We start from the raw sequence: 17,038 nt of genomic DNA, 5'->3' as shown, positions 1-17,038 counted from the left end.
GCCTCAGCCCTTGAGCAGGGTCCGAATGTCCGCCACGGTCTTCTCGACGTTTGCCTGACCGTGCTTGACGTACAGGCGCGGCTTGCCGGTGGCGTCCAGCACATAGCTGGCGGCGGTGTGGTCGATGGTGTAGTTCATGCCGCTGGTGTCGCCAGCCTTGGCGTAGAAGACCTTGAAGGTGTCGGCCACGGCCTTGGTGGCGGCGGCGTCTTTGGCGTAGAGGCCGACGAAGCGCTTGTCGAAGGCGGGCACGTAGCCGGCCAGCACCTGCTGGGTGTCACGCTCCGGGTCCACGGTGACGAAGAGCACCTGCACGCGATCGGCATCCGGCCCCAGCTGCTTCATGATCTCGGCCCATTCCAGCATGTTGGCGGGGCAGATGTCCGGGCAGCGCGTGAAGCCAAAGAAGATGGCCACCACCTTGCCCTTGTAGTCGGCGAGCGTCCGCGGCGTGCCGGTGTGGTCGATCAAGGAAAAGTTGCCGCCCACCGTGCTGCCTGTGATGTCGGTGTTGTTGAAGCTGGGCTTGGACGGCGCGCAGGCGGCGAGCAGCGCATGCAGCGAGGCGGCAAGAAGGGTACGGCGCAGCATCAGAGAATCCAGTGGTCGGCCAGCAGTGCGGTGAACAGCAGGGCCAGATAGAGAATGGAGAAGCGGAACGTGCGCTTGGCGAGTGCGTCGCTGTAGTTGCGCATCAACCGCCAGGCGTAGGCCATGAACATCAGCCCCAGCACCACTGCGCTGGCCAGATAGATCCAGCCCGAGAAGCGCATGGCAAAGGGCAGCAGCGTAGTGGCCAGCAGGATGATGGTGTAAAGAAAGATGTGCTGCAGCGTGAGCTTGACGCCGTGCGTGACCGGCAGCATGGGCAGGCCGCTCTGCTTGTAGTCCTCCACGCGGTACAGGGCCAGGGCCCAGAAGTGCGGCGGCGTCCAGACGAAGATGATCAGCACCAACACCCAGGCAATGGCCGGTACATCACCCGCCACCGCGGCCCAGCCCAGGGCCGGCGGCATGGCGCCGGACAGCCCGCCAATCACGATGTTCTGCGGCGTGTTGGGTTTGAGCAGGATCGTGTAGATGACGGCGTATCCCAGGAAGGTGGCCAGGGTCATCCAGGCGGTAAGCGGATTCACGAGGCCGTAGAGCATGGCGAAGCCTGCACCGCCGATGACAGCGGCAAAGGCGCTGATCTGCCAGCCGTTCAGCTCGCCTTGCGCGCTGGGCCGCCACGAGGTGCGGCGCATGCGGGCATCCACCTCGCGCTCGATCAGACAGTTCATCGCAAAGGCTGCACCGGCCAGCAGCCAGATGCCGATCGAGCCCCAGAGCACCTTCTGCCACGGCGGCAGGGTGTCTGCGGCGAGGAACATGCCAATCACCGCGCAGAACACCGCAAGCTGCGTGACGCGCGGCTTGGTCAGCGCCCAGTACTGCGCCGTGCGGCTCATCCGCGGCGCAGATTGTTTTGCTGGAGCCGGAGCCGGCACGTCAGCAGCGGTGTCAGGGGTGGTCGGGGTGGATTTCATGAAACTCACTGCACCGCCGCGGGCCGGGCGGGCGCAGAAGCCGGATTATCGACGTTGGCCGTGGCGCCCGCGCGCGCCGCGATCTGCATGCGCGCCACCAGCAGCGTGGTCACGAGCACCAGCACCGCCGCGCCGCCGTTGTGCACCAACGCCACAGGCAGGGGCCACTGCATGAAGATATTGGTCAGGCCGGTCACAAGCTGCCAGGCCAGCATGCCCACGATCCATGCCGACAGGTTGCGCAGCGCCGGCTCCTTCCAGGTGCGCCATGCGAGATAGCCCATGACGGCAAACACGAAGAAGGCAAAATTCCGGTGCACCCAGTGGATGGCCGTGAGCGCCTGGAACGGAATGGCAGTGCCCGCGCCGGTCTCACCCAGATCACGCCATAGCGTGTAGGCGTTGGCAAAGTCCATCGGCGGGATGACCTTGCCCTGACACAGCGGGAAGTCCAGGCAGGCCAGGGCCGCGTAGTTCGTGCTCACCCAACCGCCCAGCGCGATCTGCATGAACAGGATGACGAGGGCAAACCACGCATAGGGCAACAAACGCGCAGTGGGTGCGCTCATGGTCTGGATGGGCTTCTGCCGCTCCCACAGCCAGGCCGTGACCGCCAGCAGCAGGTTGCCGCCCAGCAGGTGGATGGTGACGATGATGGGCATGAGCTTGAGGGTGACCGTCCAGGCGCCGAACGCGCCCTGCAGGCAAACACCGAAGAACAGCAGCGTGGGCAGCGTGGGGCTTTGCTTGAGCTCGCGGCGCTTCACCCAGGCCCAGACCATGATGATGATGAACAGCAGCCCGAGCGCCTTGGCAAAGTAGCGGTGCAGCATCTCGATCCAGGCCTTGGAGAAGCTCACCGGCCCGGTGGGCTGCGCGGCGTAGGCCTCGGCAATGTGCTTGGCTGCGGAAAAGGGGCTTTCGGCACCGTAGCAACCGGGCCAGTCCGGGCAGCCGAGGCCGGAGTCGGTCAGGCGTGTGAAGGCGCCGAACATGATCAGGTCCAGCGTGAAGAACAGCGTAATGGCCACCAGCTTGGAAAAGCGCTGCTGCGTGGTCTTGGCGCTCTTGCTGAACCACAGGATGGACAGCGGAATCAGCGCTACGGTGGCGCCGATGAACAGGAGCTGGATGACTTCGGTGATCTTCATGGGATCGATCGATGGGTGGGTCGCTTGGTCAGGCCGGCGGGTACATCAACCCGCGCAGCAGATGCACGCGCGACTCACCGCGCGGTGTTGAAGTGGAGGAGCTTGCCCAGATCCTTGCGGATCTCCATGGGGTCCTGGCCGGGGCGGTAGGTCATCATCAGATCGCCCTTCCAGTCGATGAACCAGGTGCGTCCATCCCACCCGGCGGGGTCACCCAGCCAGCCCTGGAGTTTGGCGGGGTCGGTGCGCACGACGATCAGATTCTCGTGCTGCTTGAGCAAAGGAATGTCGATCGGCTCGTTGTCGGTGACAAGCCAGACGCGATCCACCTTGTCGCGCTTCTTGCCCAGCGAGGTACGGATCTGGCGCATCTCCCAGAGGTGCTTGGCACAGGGCTCGCCACAGGCGCTCGGGCCGACAGTGAGGATGATCCACTGGCCGCGCAGGTCCTTGAACTCGAAGGGCTTGCCTTCGAGCGTCTGGCCACCGATCTGCGGCGCAGCAATCTGCGGCAGCAACTCGCCATTCTGCGTCTTGCCGCCTTCGGGCTTGAAGAAGAAGTACACGACAAAGGCCGCGATCACCGGCGCGGCGCAGACGGCGAGCACCCCCCAGAGCGCGAGCAGCGAGCGCTTGGTCTCCTGCTGGGTGGGGTGGGTGTTGTCGGGGGTCGTGGAGGTGGGTGCGGTCATGGGCGCCTGATCCAAGGCTTGAGTCCGAAGAAAAGTGTGAGTCCGAAGGCCAGCAGGGCGATGGCAAGCCACTGGAAACGGTAGCCCTGATGCTTGGCAATGTCGGTCTGCGGCGGGGTCCAGCGGCGAACCAGCCCGTCATCAAGGGCCGGTGCGTCTGCAGACTGACCGCTGCGGGCGGCAGAAGTTTGCACAAGCACCCATTGCGCACTGGAGAGGCCACTCAGGGTCTGCCAGGCAGCCCAGTCGAAATTGGGCCAGAGCGCGGGCAAGGGGCCGGGGTAGGCGTCACCGCGACGCGAGAAGGCGGGTACGTCGCGCGCCAGACGGCCTTCGATGAAGACGGCCTCGGTGGGTGTGGGCACGGCAGGCAACTGCGTGCGCAGACCGGCGCCCTGCGGCACCCAGCCTCGATTCACCAGCAGGTATTGGCCGCTGGCGGTGCGCGCTGGCATGAGCACGATGCGCCCGACCCGGCCGTCCAGCGTGCGGTTGTCCAGGTACACGGCCAGGTGCGGCAACCAGGTGGCCGTCATGCGGGCTTGGCGATGCTCGTCGGCATCGGCCGGCGACGCGCGATCCAGATCAAGCGGCGCTGCCGCGGTGGCGGCGTTCATGGCCTGCGCGAGTTCGCGCTTGTACTGCGCGCGCTCTCCCTGCCAGCCGGCGGCCCACAGAGCCAGGGCCATCATGCCCAGGCCCGCAAGCACAGCGACCCAGTAGCGCATGCCCGGGCGCGAGCGGGCCTGCATGGGAGGCTCCACCGTAGAATCGCTGGCTTCTGTGATTGGAGTGGGCATGAAATTCCTGGTACTGCTGGCCTTCATCGGCATTCTGGCCAGCCTCGCATCGGCCGGGCTATTCATGCTGCGCCGCAAGGGCGAGGCGCATCAGATGGTTCGGGCGTTGAGCTGGCGCATCGGTCTGTCGATTGCGCTGTTCAGCTTCATCCTGTTTTCGTGGTGGATGGGCTGGATCCAGCCCACCGGCATCCGCGTTCCGGTGCAGTAGGGCGCGCACAGAAGCCCTGCTGCCAGCGCGGCCTTGCCGCCGACAAGAAAAAAGCCGCACAACTCGAGGTGCGGCTTTTTTCTTGGGGCTGAGCACAGGGCTCAGCCCGTGCAACATCACATCCAGTAGACCAGCACGTACAGGCCGAGCCAGACCACGTCCACGAAGTGCCAGTACCACGCTGCACCTTCAAAACCGAAGTGGTGCTCCTTGGTGAAGTGGCCCTTCCAGAGTCGGTACAGGATCACAGACAACATGATCGCACCCATGGTCACGTGGAAACCGTGAAAACCCGTGAGCATGAAAAAGGTGGAGCCGTAGATGCCCGAGGTGAGCTTGAGGTTCAGATCGCTGTAGGCATGAACGTATTCGTAGACTTGGAAACCCATGAATACGGCACCAAGCAGGATTGTTGCTGCCAGCCAGAACATGGTCTTGCTGCGGTTGCCCACGACCAGCGCGTGGTGCGCGATGGTCAGCGTCAGGCCAGAGGTCAGCAGCAGCGCAGTGTTGATCGTCGGGATCCACAGCGGACCCATCGTGGTGAAGGGCTCTACGGAACCCTGCGGGCCGGCATTGGGCCACACGGCGCGGAAGTCCGGCCAGAGGATGCCGGAGTAATCCGGGTCAGCCAGCCAGGGCATAGTGATCCCGCGGGCATAGAACAGGGCGCCAAAAAAGGCCGCGAAGAACATGACTTCGCTGAAGATGAACCAACTCATGCTCCAGCGGTAGGAGGCATCCACGCGCTTGCTGTACATGCCGCCTTCGGATTCGCTGATCGCGTCACCGAACCACTGGTACAGCACGAACAGGAACATCGCCAGGCCGCCAAAGACCAGCACCGGGCCCAGCGGGGTCATCTTGTTGACCCACGCGGCCATGCCCAAACCCCACAGCAGCAGTGCAACTGCCGCCATGGCCGGGTGCCGCGAGAGGCTCGGCACAAAGTAATACGGCGCCTTACCTGCTTGAACGTTCGCCATTCTCTGGTTCTCCAAAAACTCGTTCTTAGACTCGTTCTACTTGCCGACCACCATCTGCACGATGCCGATCAGCACTCCCACAAACACGGCCGCAGCCAGCACCCCGATCACAAGCACGTGCACCGGGTTCAGACTGCTCATGTCACGCTCGTGATCCGCGCCGCGGCGAACCCCGAAGAAGGACCACAGCACAGCCGAAAGGGTTTGCCCGAAGGAACCCTTGCGCTGTACATGCTGACCCAGATCATCCATTCAGACTCACCCCTCAGGACCGCTTGTCCGAACCCGCCGGCGCCTGCGCAGAACTGGCGGCACCGCCCACCTCGAAGAAGGTGAACGACAGAGTGATGTTGGCCACGTCGCGCGGCAGATCGGCATCCACCACGAACGTCACCGGGAACTGCTTGACCTCATTGGCCGCCAGCGTGTGCTGCGAGAAGCAGAAGCACTCCATCTTGTGGAAGTGCTGAGCCGAGTTCATCGGCGCATAGCTGGGAATGGCCTGGCCCGACACGGCGCGCGGCTGCTGGTTGGCAATCTCGTACATCACCGTGATGAGTTCACCCGGATGCACCGAGATCGCATTCTTGGTGGGCACCATGCGCCAAGGGCCCTGTACGTTGGCATCAAACTCCACCGACACCTTGCGGCTGGTGTCGATCTGCGTGTTCTTCATTTCGGCCACCGCGTCCGGGCCCATCTTGGCGTCCCAGGCGAGGATGTTGATGCCCGTGACCTCGCAGATCTTGCGATAGATGGGGATGAGCGCCCAACCAAAGGCAAACATGACCGCGATGATGACGATGAGCTTGCGCACCATCGTCTTGTTGTCGCTGCCGTTGTCCTGCGGTGTGCTCTGCTGCTCGCTCATGCGATTACATGATCCCGTTGATGACCAGCCAGCGGCGCACGATGATGCCCGCGAAGAAGACCAGCGCGATCGAGCCGATGATGAGGGCCGTGCGCTTGTTCTTGCGCTGCTGGTCTGCGTTCGGTGTGCTCAAGGTGCGTTCCTGCATGTTTCGGTGCCGGGCCGCGCTTGCACGCGGCCCGATCACATCACTTCACCAGCGGCGGCGTTTCGTAGCTGTGATGCGGTGCCGGCGAGGGCAGCTGCCACTCGAGGCCCTGGTCATAGCCTTCGGCCCAGGGGTTGGCCGAAGCCTGCTCGCCCTTGCCCGAAGCTGCACGCCAAACCACAGCCAGGAAGAACAGCTGCGACAGACCGAAGCCGAAGGCGCCGATCGTGGCGATGGCATGGAAGTCCGTGAACTGGGCGGCGTAGTCGGCGTAGCGACGCGGCATGCCGGCCAGACCGAGGAAGTGCATCGGGAAGAAGGTGATGTTGAAGGTGATGATCGAGGACCAGAAGTGCCACTTGCCGAGCGTCTCGCTGGGCATGCGGCCGGTCATCTTGGGCAGCCAGTAGTAGGTCGCGGCGAACAGGGCGAACAGCGAGCCGGCCACCAGCACGTAGTGGAAGTGCGCCACCACGTAGTAGGTGTCCTGCAACTGGATGTCGATCGGGGCTACGGCGAGAATCAGGCCGGTGAAGCCGCCCATCGTGAACACGAAGATGAAGCCGACCGAGAACAGCATCGGGATCTCGAAGCTCATCGAGCCCTTCCACATCGTGGCCAGCCAGTTGAACACCTTCACGCCCGTGGGCACGGCGATCAGCATGGTGGCGTACATGAAGAACAGCTGGCCCGTCACCGGCATGCCGGTGGTGAACATGTGGTGCGCCCAGACGATGAAGGACAGGATCGCGATCGAACTGGTGGCGTAGACCATCGAGCTGTAGCCGAACAGGGGCTTGCGTGCGAAGGTCGGGATGATGTGACTCACGATGCCGAAGGCCGGCAGGATCATGATGTAGACCTCGGGGTGACCGAAGAACCAGAAGATGTGCTGGTACATCACCGGGTCACCGCCGCCGGCCGCGTTGAAGAAGCTGGTACCGAAGTGGCGGTCAGTCAGAATCATCGTGATGGCACCAGCCAGCACGGGCATCACAGCGATCAGCAGATAGGCCGTGATCAGCCAGGTCCAGGAGAACATCGGCATCTTCATCAACGTCATGCCCGGGGCACGCATATTGAGGATGGTGACGATGATGTTGATCGAGCCCATGATCGAGCTTGCGCCCATGATGTGCATGGCGAAGATGGCCAGGTCCATACCCGGGCCCATCTGGATCGACAGCGGCGCGTACAGGGTCCAGCCGGCCGCGGTGGCGCCACCGGGCACGAAGAAGGACAGCGTCAGCATGATCGCTGCGGGGGGCAGCAGCCAGAAGCTGAAGTTGTTCATGCGCGCAAAGGCCATGTCGCTGGCGCCGATCTGCATCGGGATCAGCCAGTTCGCAAAGCCCACAAAGGCCGGCATGATCGCGCCGAACACCATGATCAGACCGTGCATGGTCGTGAGCTGGTTGAAGAACTCGGGCGCGAACAGCTGCAGGCCCGGCTGGAACAGCTCGGCACGCAGCATCAGCGCCAGGATCCCGCCTTCGATCAGCATGACGAAGGAGAAGATCAGGTACATCGTGCCGATGTCCTTGTGGTTGGTGGCGAACAGCCAGCGGCGCCAGCCATGCGGGGTGTCGTGAGCGTGATCGTGCGAGGGGTGGTCGATGACGGCACTCATGAATGACTCCTGAAGGTCTCTGGCGCGGGGTTACTTGCGGGCGGCCGTGAAGTCGGCAGGCTGCACAAGGCCGAAGCTGTTGCCCCAGCTGTTCTTGGTATAGGTGGCGACGGCGGCCAGCTCGACGTCATTGAGCTGGCTCCACTTGGGCATGGCGCCCTTGCCGTTGAGCAGCATGGTGATCTGGTCGGGCTTGTTGCCGACAATCGCGCTGCCAGCCAGCTTGGGGAAGGCGCCGGGTACGCCCATGCCGGTGGCCTGGTGGCAGGCCACGCAGTTGGCGGTGTAGACCTTCTCGCCGCGGGCCATGAGTTCAGCCTGGGTGTAGGTCTTTGTGGGGTCGTCCGCGTTGGCGGCCATTTCCTTTTTCTTCTTGTCCACCCACGCCGTGTATTCCTGATCCGTGACGACACGCACGACGATCGGCATGAAGGCGTGGTCCTTGCCGCAGAGCTCTGCGCACTGACCGCGGTACACACCGACCTTCTCGGCCTTGAACCAGGTGTCGCGCACGAAGCCGGGGATCGCGTCCTGCTTCACGCCGAAGCTGGGCACCATCCAGGCGTGGATGACGTCGTTGGCGGTGGTCACCATGCGGATCTTCTTGCCCACCGGGACGACCATTTCGTTGTCGACTTCCATGAGGTAGTTGTCGCCCTGGGGTGCGCGGCCATCGACCTGCGCACGGGGCGTGGACAGCGTGGACAGGAAGCTGATGCCCTGGCCCTCGCCCTTGAGGTAGTCGTAGCCCCACTTCCACTGGTAGCCGGTGACCTTGATGGTGATGTCGGCGTTGGACGTGTCCTTCATCTTGACCACGGTGCCGGTGGCGGGCAGCGCCATGCCGATCACGATCAGGAAGGGCACCACGGTCCAGGCGATCTCGGCCTTGGTGCTTTCATGCCAGGTTTCAGCCTTGTGGCCCTTGGACTTGCGGTGCGCGTAGATCGAATAGAACATCACGCCGAACACCGCGCAGAAGATCAGCAGGCAGATCACCAGCATCATGGTGTGCAGGTGGAAGATCTCTTCGGCCACCTTGGTCACGGGCTCGTGCAGATTGAGCTGGTTGACCTTGGGGCCACCCACGCTGTCATTCACGCCGCTGGCCACTGCGCCCAGACTGGCCGCGCCGAGCGCGCCGGCCACGGCCGCGCGCATCATGCCCAGGCGCAGCGCTAGGCCGGCCCCGTTGAACACACCCTTCACTGATTTCATGCCATCCCCAAGGTGGTTGGATCTTCTATCGCACTGCAGCTGGTCCGAACCAGCTTCTATCTCGTTGCCGCCAGTGCCACTCGCAGCTCATGCGCAAACTGCGCCTTGCGCGGCTCCGACAAATAGCGGCCTACCTCTACCCAGTCCGCATGCAGCCCCAGCTGCAAACGGTATCGGGGCACCAGCCCCGCATCCTGCACGCGGTCTTCCTGCACACGCACCCAGAGCCGCTTGAAGCGGCGCTCGGTCACACTGCGGGATCGGCGCACCTGCACGACGACCTCGTCGCCCTCCAGGCTGACCGTCTCGCCATCCAGCGCATGGCGGCTGTAGACCACGAAGGCCATACACACCGCCAGCAGCTCGATGCCGGCAAACAGCAAAACAAACGGCGCACCGGCAATCCAGAACCAGACCGCGATCACCAGCGACAGCAGCACCATCGAGCCCAGCACGGCGGCCAGTGCCCGCGGCGACATCGAGACATTGCGCCGAAGCTCCCAGCGACTCACCCGGCCGACCGGCGCCTGCGCGCTGTCCTGCGGGTCCGACACCCGGGGCGGCATCTCGACTGTCTGCGCCATCTCCGCGATCCGCCTGAATCCACATGGCCACTCATCTGCGCCAGATCAAACAACCCGCGCCTGGGCAAACCCGAGGCCGCAGTTGCTGACTTGGCTCAAATCATCAGCCGAATGCACCAACCCGAAATTATAGGCAGGCGCGCGTGACGGCTCACCGGGGGCGAGTCGTCGCACCCTAAGGGCTGCCGGTCAATTCCGACCTAAATGGTGTTTCGGCAACGATTCTGCGCCGCTGCTGCGGCAGCCTGCCGCAGCCGATCCCACGTCGATCAGCCTCCCGGCCTGCGCTTGAGCGAGGCCGTGAGCTGGTCCAGCGGCACGGTGCTCACGCCCGCCGGGCCGCGCGCCGGTCGGGGCTGCGGCTTGAAGGCGTGGCCGTAGACCACTTCCACCGTGAGCGGGATGCCGCCCAGCGCTGGATCATGCTGCGCAGCCAACGCATTCAGAAACCTCTGCCAGCGGCTCCTCGAAATCAGCGCCCCGGCGCGGCGGCTGTGCGCATTGCCGCCCAGGGTGCGGAGTTCCGCCAGCAGCGCCTCGGGCGAGGAGTAGCTCAGCGTCAGCACTTCGGCGTCCATCACGGGCGTGGCCATGCCGGCGGCAACCAGCATGTCGCCGTAATCGTGAAGATCGACAAACTCCAGGGTCATCGCGCCCAGCCCGGCCTCGCGCGCGGCCTGCCGCACCTCGCGAAAGGTGTCCGGTCCGAAGACGCTGAACATCAGCAGCCCCTCGGGCGCCAGCCATTGCGACCACTGCTTGAGCGTGGCGTCCGGCGCGCCGCTCCAATGCAGCGCGCAATTGCTCCACACCAGTTGCTGGCTGCCCGCGGGCAGTGCAGCCAGCGAAAAGTCCGCTGTTTGGATCTCGATGCCGCGATTCGAGCGCAGCTTACCCAGCAGTCCGCGCAGACCGCCGGGCTGAAGGCGGGCGCGGGCCTGGGCAGCACGATCGGGCGCGATGTCCAGACCGGTCAGTTGCCTGCAGTCGGCATAGCGCTCGGCCAGCGCTGCCAGATCCTCCCCGGCGCCGCAGCCGGCGTCCGCCAGCGCCGCGGGTGCCACGCGGATGTAGTCCAGCCGCTCCTGCATGCGCTTGGCGACCTCGCCATAGAGCCAGGGGCGGCTCGAGCCGGTGCGACGCGCCTGCCGGGCGAACTGCCGCTGCACCGCATTCGAATCCAGCGGCAGGCGGCGCGCCTCCGGCGTCTGGTCCGGGTCTGCGGGCAGGCTGGAATGTGGGCTGTCAGGCACGGGGCGCGGTCACTGCGTTCTGGACTGGGTTGGGCAAGATGGCGGCTCGGGCGCGGCACGGGTATCGCCGGCGCTGCCGCCGCGGCCCCGGGGGCCGCAAACGTCGCGGTTCGAACCCGTAGGCGGCAGTGGCCCGTGGCGCGAACACGCTGCGGCAGACGCATGAAAAGTGTATTCGCCAGAGATGCGAGCGTGCGCTCACTATTGTGCCTTCCGCTGACCAGAGCGGCTTCTGGACATGTCTCATCGCGCATCCCGCCGCATCCGCGTGGCGGCGGTCTGCACGCCGCTACCGGCATGTGCTACGTCGTTCGGTTCAGCGCCAATGCCCGGCACCACGCACTCCGGCGATTGGCGCGCGCAGGTTTCGCCGCAACACTGGTCGCCCCTGCCACCTAAACGCGATTGCATGAACCCGGCTGCGTCTACCCCCGCCCGCGCCACATCGCACCCTGGCGCGTTCGCCCGGCTGGCGGCGTTTCTGTCCGGCCACCGCTGCCCCGGCTGCGCGACGCCCTGCGTGGGCTGGATCTGCGCGGACTGCGAGCACCGGCTGAACCGGCCGCGCCTGCGCTGCGTGGGCTGCGCCCTGCCGCTGACCGCGGCGCTCGCCGCAGCGGCTACGGCAGACGAGTCACAAGCCGCCGATACGGGCATGCCTGCGGCGGCCCCGCAGGATGCATCACGCCAAGCTCCACACACCCCGCCGCAGCCCGCTGCCATGCGCTGCGGCCGCTGCCTGAGCGAGCCGCCGCCGGTGGCCGCCAGCTACGCGGCCTTTGACTACGCCGAGCCCGGCGACCGGCTGGTGCAGGCGCTCAAGTTCAAGCAGCGCACCGCGCTCGCGGCGCCTCTGGCCGCGCTGCTGGCCGACGCACTGCCTGGGGACCAGGCGGCGTTCGCGGCATCGTCCGCCGCCGAGCCAGCGCACTTTGACCGCATCCTGCCCATCCCGCTGTCACCCAGCCGAGAGCGCAGCCGCGGCTACAACCAGAGCTGGGAGCTGGTGCGGCGCCTGCCGCCCACGCTGGGCCCGGCCTGCTGGCAGACCCTCACACGCACGCGCGACACCGCCAGCCAGATGGCGCTGCCGCTCACCGAGCGCGAGCGCAACGTGCGCGGCGCCTTCGCCGTACAGCGCGAGGCGGCTGGCCTGCACCTCCTGCTGGTGGATGACGTGATGACCACCGGCGCGACCCTCTTCGAAGCCGCCCGCGTGCTGCGCAAGGCGGGTGCGGCCAGCGTGACCGCGTTGGCGCTCGCACGTACGCCTTGACGTCCACCGGCGCGGGCGCAGCCGAACGCGCAACGCGCATCGTCCCACGCCCTGGCCGCCAGCTTGCTCGACAATGCGCGCCGCGCCGGCACCTATCCGCCGGCGCCCGCTTTCTGCATGAACCCGCCCCTGCTCAACGTCGTTCTCGCCCACCCAGAAATCCCGCCCAACACTGGCAACGTCATCCGCCTGTGCGCCAACACCGGCTGCGCGCTGCACCTGATCGAGCCACTGGGCTTTTCCATGGACGACCGCTACATGCGCCGCGCCGGGCTGGACTATCACGAGTACGCCGAGGTGAAGACCTATGCCGACTGGCCCAGCTTTCTGGCCACGGCCCAGCCGGCGGAGGAGCGACTGTTCGCCTTCACCACCAAGGGCTCGCGCCCGTTTGGCGAGGTGACGTTTGCGCTGGGCGACTGGCTCGTCTTCGGCTCCGAAACCGCCGGCCTTCCGGTGGAGCTGCGCGAGTCCTTTCCGGTGGCGCAACGCGTGCGCCTGCCGATGCGGCCGGGACAGCGCAGCCTGAACCTGTCCAACAGCGTGGCCGTGGCGGTGTTTGAGGCCTGGCGGCAGCAGGGTTACGTCGGAGGCGGATAAATGCTGTCCGAAATCAATCTAAATGCGAGAGCGTGACCACGGCTTTCCGCATGTCAGCGTTTCGTTCTAGCCGATTTGTTGTTCTGTCCGAACGCATCCGAAAATGATGCTTTTCCGACGTAGATCAGCGATCGATTCGAAACGCAAACGGCACGATGAAGCAGATCGGCTGCGCGCCAGGGTCCGGCTCGAATCGGTAGTGCGCCATCGCAGTGCGGACGGAGCGCTCAAACCCCCAGTCGCGTCCCGGGGGTGCATTGCGCGAGACCAGTGCGCGCACCTTGATATCCGCGACCGATCCATCCGCCTGCTTGAACGCTGTGGCATAGGCCTGCGCAGCCACCCCACCCTGCAACGCCGACCGCGGATACTCCGGCACCGGCGGGCGTCCGACAAGCTTCATCGCCTCGCCCGCAGCGGGGCGATCTGCCCGCACGCTCATCCACATGCGGGGCCGCGACTCGCCGGCTGCGAATTCGAGCTGGATCACGCCCGCGCCGGGCTCCGTCTCACAGCGCGCGCGATCCACCTGCGGATGAAACATCCAGTAGCGCGCCACCTCGTCGATTGCCTTGCGCAGCAAAGGATTGGCCGGCTCCAGTGCCTCGATGCGCTCCACCCGTCCGAACGGGTCCACCACCAGGCTGAGCGTGAACACCGTGCCCGCCATCTGCTTGCCGAAGTCAGCGGGCAGCTCCGGCGGCACGAAGGTCACTGGCCGCACGAACGAATGGCTCAGCTCAGGCAATTGCGCCTGAACAGCAGGCGCCGCAATCCACACACACAATGCGGCGGCCATAGCCAGCCGGCGAGAAACGGGCGCACTCATGATCAACGTCAACCTCTCATGAAAAGGCCGAATTCAACGTATTTCCTTGGCTTAAAAGCTGGCTTTCGCTTGCCCACTATGCGTCTCAAGGCGGTTTTTCTTGACCTACACATGACCGAAAGTGTGTGCATCAAGGCTCCTGCCGCAGCTTGGCCGCAAGCCAAGCCTCGGCGTCTGCCGGCAGGAATCGTTCCATCTGGGTCAGCAGATCCGGTAGCTCGTCGGCCGCGAGAAGCATGGCGCGGGTCGCGGGGCTGAGGAATCCCTCGGACACGGTGCGGTCCAGCATCGCCAGCAGGGGGTCGAAATAGCCGGCCACGTTCAGCACACCCACGGGCAGGCGGTGGTAGCCCAGCTGCAGCCAGGTCAGGATTTCGAACAGCTCGTCATAGGTGCCGATTCCGCCGGGCAGGGCAATGAAGCCCTCGGCCAGCGCGGCCATCTTGGCCTTGCGGGTATGCATGTCGGGCACGACGTGCAGCTCGGTCAGCTCGCGGTGCGCGGCCTCGCGCTCCATCAGGCGCTGCGGGATCACACCGATCACGCGGCCGCCGGCCGAGAGTGTGGCGTCCGCCAGCGCGCCCATCATGCCCACGCGGCCACCGCCGTACACGACCGTAATGCCGCGCTGCGCCAGCGCCCGGCCGGTGTTGCGGGCGGCGTCCAGGTGGCGCGGATCATGCCCCGACGAGGCGCCACAGTAGATGGCGATACTGGCCATGCGGCGGGGCACGGGCGCCAGGGCGGCACTGGGGGTTGCGGAGTTCATGGACCGATCATCGCAGGTGCGCGTGATCCGTGTGCGACTGCGCCAGGCCGGTGCGCCGACGACTGTCCTGCTCGGCCCTACTCCGCCCTGGCAGCGCGGGCGAGCAACTGCTGCGCGGCGGCCGGGGGGCTGAGGCGACCTTCCACGATGTCGGCCACGCAGGCGGTGATCGGCATTTCGATGCCGATCGCGGCGGCGCGGTGCTGCACCGCACGGGCGCAGCGCGCGCCTTCGGCGAGAAAGCCGCCGTGCGCGTGCCCATCGCGGGCGAATTCGAGGCCATAACGGCGGTTGCGCGACAGGTCGCCCGTCGCGGTCAGAATCAAGTCGCCCAGGCCCGTGAGGCCGGCGAGGGTTTCCGGCTTGGCGCCCAGGGCCACGGCAAAGCGGCTCATCTCCGCCAGGCCGCGGGTGATGAGCGCAGCGCGGGCATTCAGGCCCAGGTTCAGGCCATCACACATGCCGGTGGCAATGGCGATCACGTTCTTCACCGCGCCGCCGACCTCCACGCCGATCACGTCGGCCGAGCGATAGACCCGCAGGGTGCTGCCGTGCAGCCACTGGCTGCCGAGCTGCTGCAGCGCCTCGCTGCTGCTGGCCACGGTCAGCGCGCAGGGCAGACCGCGGGCCACTTCGCTGGCAAAGCTGGGGCCTGAGACGACGCCACAGGCCCGCCCGGGCAGCAGCCGTGCGGCCAGTTCGTGGGCCATCTCGCCGCTCTGCGCATCCATGCCCTTGGCGGCCCAGAGCACGGGCGCGGCATGGCCGAGGCTGCCGAGGCGCTCGAACCATTCGCGCAGACCGGCAAAGGGTGTCACGAGCAGCACCAGGCTGGCGTCTTGCAGCACGGCGATATCGGCCGAAACGTTCAGCGCCGCCGGCAAGGCAATGCCGGACAGATAGCGGGCGTTCTCGCGCTGCGCCTGCATCGCGGCGGCCTGGGCGGCGTCGCGCGCCAGCAGGGTGACGTGTGGCGCGGGCGGTTGATCGGCCGAAGACGAAAAAAAGGCGGCGCTGCGCAGCGCCGCCATGGCCAGTGCCGTGCCCCAGCTGCCGGCGCCCACCACCACGAGATGGTTCATCGCCATGCGCGGGGTACGACTCAGTTCAGCGTGATCGAACCGCTCGTGCCGGCGGTGGCGCCGGCGGCCTGCTGGTCGTTCTCCTGCTGAGCCTGCAGCTTGGCCTCGTAGAGGGCCTGGAAGTTGACTTCGGTCAGGTGGATCGGCGGCATGCTGGCGCGCGTGATCGCGTCGGCCAGGTTGGCGCGCAGGTAGGGGTAGACGATGCCGGCGCAGACGATCTCCAGCAGGGGCTGGATCTGGTCGGCCGGGACGCCGGCGATCTGGAAAATGCCCGACTGGGTGCCTTCAACCAGATACAGGGTCTTGTCGCCCACCTTGGTGGTGATCGTGGCGCTGGTGCTCACCAGATAGTGGTTGTCCTGCAGCGCCTCGGCGGCCACGCCCAGCTCCACGTTGGTGGCCGGCTGACCCTGCTCCAGGAAGATCTGGGGCGCATTGGGCATCTCGACCGACAGGTCCTTCAGGTAGACGCGGGTGACGTTGAATACGGGTTGCTGCTCGGCTTGCTGCGCCATGGTGCTTCCTTGAGTGATCCTCGATACAAAAAAGGCTGCGGGTCTGTCCGCAGCCTTCCCTCTCGGCGCCGGAGTGTAACGCTCCCGGCGCGCTGGCTTGTGCTGGCCTCAGCCGGCCAGCAGCGGCACCAGACCGCCCTTGCCGTCCAGTGCATAGAGGTCGTCGCAACCGCCCACATGCGTGTCGCCGACGAAGATCTGCGGCACGGTGCGCCGGCCGGTCTTCTCGATCATGAGGTCCTTCTGGGCCGGATCGGTGTCGATGCGGATCTCGTTGATCTCGCTCACGCCGCGCTGCTTGAGCAGCATCTTGGCCCGCTGGCAGTAGGGGCAAACGGCGGTGGTGTACATGGTGACGGCTTGCATGCTGTGCTCCAGCGTGTATTCAGGCGGCGCGCTTGACCCCGTGTCGCCTTCAGGAGGCACTCTTGACGGTCGGCAGGCCGGCGGTCGTCCAGCCATTGAGCCCTCCGTCCAGGTTGTAGACCTTCTCGTAGCCCGCCTTGCGCAGCGCAATTGCGGCCTTGGCCGAACGTGCCCCGGTGGCGCACATCAGGATCACGGGCTTGTCCTTCTTGCCTGCCAAGCTGGGGTCGGCGGCGAGTTTCTCAAGCGGCACATGCTTGGCCTGGGGAACGTGACCGCGGTCGAATTCGTCCTGTTCGCGCACATCCAGCAACACGGCATGCTCGCGGTTCATCAGCTGGGTGGCCTCATTGGCCGAGATGCTCGGGCCGCCTGCGGAGCGGCGCAGGGCCGGCCACAGCAGCATGGCGCCCGATAGGAAGGCCACGACGATCAGCAGGATGTTGTTGGTAATGAAATCCACAAAGGCTCCCAGGCAAGGGTGGCACCCGGCTGCGCAGCGATGGCGCAAGTCGCCGAAAGCGG

General features: G+C 65.8%; 22 protein-coding genes. 3 read left to right on the top strand and 19 right to left on the bottom strand.

Annotated elements, in window-relative coordinates; translation table 11 throughout:
* Positions 1–3 precede the first annotated feature (3 nt).
* The 5 genes from ACMDW7_RS02700 to ACMDW7_RS02680 form a co-directional block, all read right to left on the bottom strand.
* Positions 4–591 (bottom strand): SCO family protein, encoded by a 588-nt coding sequence (locus tag ACMDW7_RS02700; RefSeq protein ID WP_377305810.1) that lies wholly within the window; start codon positions 589–591, stop codon positions 4–6.
* Entirely contained in the window at positions 591–1,451 is an 861-nt protein-coding gene (gene cyoE / locus ACMDW7_RS02695; RefSeq protein WP_377306166.1) for a heme o synthase, read from the bottom strand. Before cyoE ends, ACMDW7_RS02700 begins: the two co-directional genes overlap by 1 nt.
* An 83-nt stretch (positions 1,452–1,534) precedes the next feature.
* The gene (locus ACMDW7_RS02690; protein ID WP_377305812.1) at positions 1,535–2,680 is read right to left on the bottom strand and encodes a COX15/CtaA family protein; all 1,146 of its coding nucleotides are present in this window, start codon (positions 2,678–2,680) and stop codon (positions 1,535–1,537) included.
* 74 nt (positions 2,681–2,754) lie between these two features.
* Positions 2,755–3,372: an SCO family protein gene (locus ACMDW7_RS02685; protein ID WP_377305814.1), complete on the bottom strand. Its 618-nt coding sequence runs from the start codon at positions 3,370–3,372 to the stop codon at positions 2,755–2,757.
* Positions 3,369–4,124, bottom strand: coding sequence for an SURF1 family protein (locus ACMDW7_RS02680; RefSeq protein ID WP_377305816.1), 756 nt, complete (start codon positions 4,122–4,124; stop codon positions 3,369–3,371). The genes ACMDW7_RS02685 and ACMDW7_RS02680 overlap by 4 nt, the downstream gene beginning before the upstream one ends.
* 46 nt (positions 4,125–4,170) lie before the next feature.
* Between ACMDW7_RS02680 and ACMDW7_RS02675 the strand changes: the two genes are divergently transcribed.
* Positions 4,171–4,383, top strand: coding sequence for a twin transmembrane helix small protein (locus ACMDW7_RS02675; protein WP_377305818.1), 213 nt, complete (start codon positions 4,171–4,173; stop codon positions 4,381–4,383).
* A gap of 116 nt (positions 4,384–4,499) precedes the next feature.
* Here ACMDW7_RS02675 and ACMDW7_RS02670 read toward each other — a convergent pair whose 3' ends face one another.
* The 8 genes from ACMDW7_RS02670 to ACMDW7_RS02635 all read right to left on the bottom strand — a co-directional run bounded on the left by ACMDW7_RS02670 (position 4,500) and on the right by ACMDW7_RS02635 (position 11,073).
* Positions 4,500–5,369, bottom strand: a complete 870-nt coding sequence (locus ACMDW7_RS02670; protein WP_377305820.1) for a cytochrome c oxidase subunit 3 — start codon at positions 5,367–5,369, stop codon at positions 4,500–4,502.
* 36 nt (positions 5,370–5,405) lie between these two features.
* Complete coding sequence (locus tag ACMDW7_RS02665) at positions 5,406–5,621, bottom strand: DUF2970 domain-containing protein (protein ID WP_377305822.1); 216 nt, start codon at positions 5,619–5,621, stop codon at positions 5,406–5,408.
* 13 nt (positions 5,622–5,634) lie between these two features.
* Positions 5,635–6,240 carry a cytochrome c oxidase assembly protein gene (locus ACMDW7_RS02660; protein WP_377305824.1) on the bottom strand — a complete coding sequence of 202 codons (606 nt, stop codon included), beginning with the start codon at positions 6,238–6,240 and terminating at the stop codon, positions 5,635–5,637.
* Positions 6,241–6,244: 4 nt separating this feature from the next.
* Complete coding sequence (locus tag ACMDW7_RS02655) at positions 6,245–6,373, bottom strand: cytochrome oxidase small assembly protein (RefSeq protein ID WP_377305825.1); 129 nt, start codon at positions 6,371–6,373, stop codon at positions 6,245–6,247.
* Positions 6,374–6,428: 55 nt separating this feature from the next.
* A complete protein-coding gene (ctaD, locus tag ACMDW7_RS02650) occupies positions 6,429–8,018 on the bottom strand; it encodes a cytochrome c oxidase subunit I (protein ID WP_377305826.1) in 1,590 nt (529 codons plus the stop codon).
* Between the two features lie 30 nt (positions 8,019–8,048).
* Positions 8,049–9,182 carry a cytochrome c oxidase subunit II gene (gene coxB / locus ACMDW7_RS02645; protein ID WP_377306168.1) on the bottom strand — a complete coding sequence of 378 codons (1,134 nt, stop codon included), beginning with the start codon at positions 9,180–9,182 and terminating at the stop codon, positions 8,049–8,051.
* Between the two features lie 110 nt (positions 9,183–9,292).
* Positions 9,293–9,820: a DUF2244 domain-containing protein gene (locus tag ACMDW7_RS02640; RefSeq protein ID WP_377305828.1), complete on the bottom strand. Its 528-nt coding sequence runs from the start codon at positions 9,818–9,820 to the stop codon at positions 9,293–9,295.
* A 269-nt stretch (positions 9,821–10,089) separates the two neighbouring features.
* Complete coding sequence (locus ACMDW7_RS02635) at positions 10,090–11,073, bottom strand: methyltransferase domain-containing protein (protein WP_377305830.1); 984 nt, start codon at positions 11,071–11,073, stop codon at positions 10,090–10,092.
* A gap of 409 nt (positions 11,074–11,482) precedes the next feature.
* Between ACMDW7_RS02635 and ACMDW7_RS02630 the strand changes: the two genes are divergently transcribed.
* Positions 11,483–12,349: a ComF family protein gene (locus ACMDW7_RS02630; RefSeq protein WP_377305831.1), complete on the top strand. Its 867-nt coding sequence runs from the start codon at positions 11,483–11,485 to the stop codon at positions 12,347–12,349.
* 129 nt (positions 12,350–12,478) lie between these two features.
* On the top strand, positions 12,479–12,949 hold the full coding sequence (trmL, locus tag ACMDW7_RS02625) for a tRNA (uridine(34)/cytosine(34)/5-carboxymethylaminomethyluridine(34)-2'-O)-methyltransferase TrmL (RefSeq protein ID WP_377306169.1): 471 nt from the start codon (positions 12,479–12,481) through the stop codon (positions 12,947–12,949).
* A gap of 124 nt (positions 12,950–13,073) precedes the next feature.
* Here trmL and ACMDW7_RS02620 read toward each other — a convergent pair whose 3' ends face one another.
* The 6 genes from ACMDW7_RS02620 to ACMDW7_RS02595 all read right to left on the bottom strand — a co-directional run bounded on the left by ACMDW7_RS02620 (position 13,074) and on the right by ACMDW7_RS02595 (position 16,976).
* Positions 13,074–13,778: a hypothetical protein gene (locus tag ACMDW7_RS02620; RefSeq protein WP_377305833.1), complete on the bottom strand. Its 705-nt coding sequence runs from the start codon at positions 13,776–13,778 to the stop codon at positions 13,074–13,076.
* A 130-nt stretch (positions 13,779–13,908) separates the two neighbouring features.
* Complete coding sequence (locus ACMDW7_RS02615) at positions 13,909–14,499, bottom strand: TIGR00730 family Rossman fold protein (RefSeq protein ID WP_377306171.1); 591 nt, start codon at positions 14,497–14,499, stop codon at positions 13,909–13,911.
* A 125-nt stretch (positions 14,500–14,624) separates the two neighbouring features.
* On the bottom strand, positions 14,625–15,635 hold the full coding sequence (locus ACMDW7_RS02610; RefSeq protein WP_377305834.1) for an NAD(P)H-dependent glycerol-3-phosphate dehydrogenase: 1,011 nt from the start codon (positions 15,633–15,635) through the stop codon (positions 14,625–14,627).
* 14 nt (positions 15,636–15,649) lie between these two features.
* A complete protein-coding gene (gene secB, locus ACMDW7_RS02605; protein WP_377305836.1) occupies positions 15,650–16,147 on the bottom strand; it encodes a protein-export chaperone SecB in 498 nt (165 codons plus the stop codon).
* A gap of 108 nt (positions 16,148–16,255) precedes the next feature.
* Entirely contained in the window at positions 16,256–16,513 is a 258-nt protein-coding gene (gene grxC, locus ACMDW7_RS02600; RefSeq protein WP_377305838.1) for a glutaredoxin 3, read from the bottom strand.
* A 49-nt stretch (positions 16,514–16,562) separates the two neighbouring features.
* A complete protein-coding gene (locus ACMDW7_RS02595; RefSeq protein ID WP_377305840.1) occupies positions 16,563–16,976 on the bottom strand; it encodes a rhodanese-like domain-containing protein in 414 nt (137 codons plus the stop codon).
* Positions 16,977–17,038: the final 62 nt, after the last annotated feature.

Source organism: Piscinibacterium candidicorallinum, assembly GCF_047549485.1.
Classification (GTDB): Bacteria; Pseudomonadota; Gammaproteobacteria; order Burkholderiales; family Burkholderiaceae_C; genus Piscinibacterium; species Piscinibacterium candidicorallinum.
This window is presented reverse-complemented; position numbering and strand designations above follow the sequence as displayed.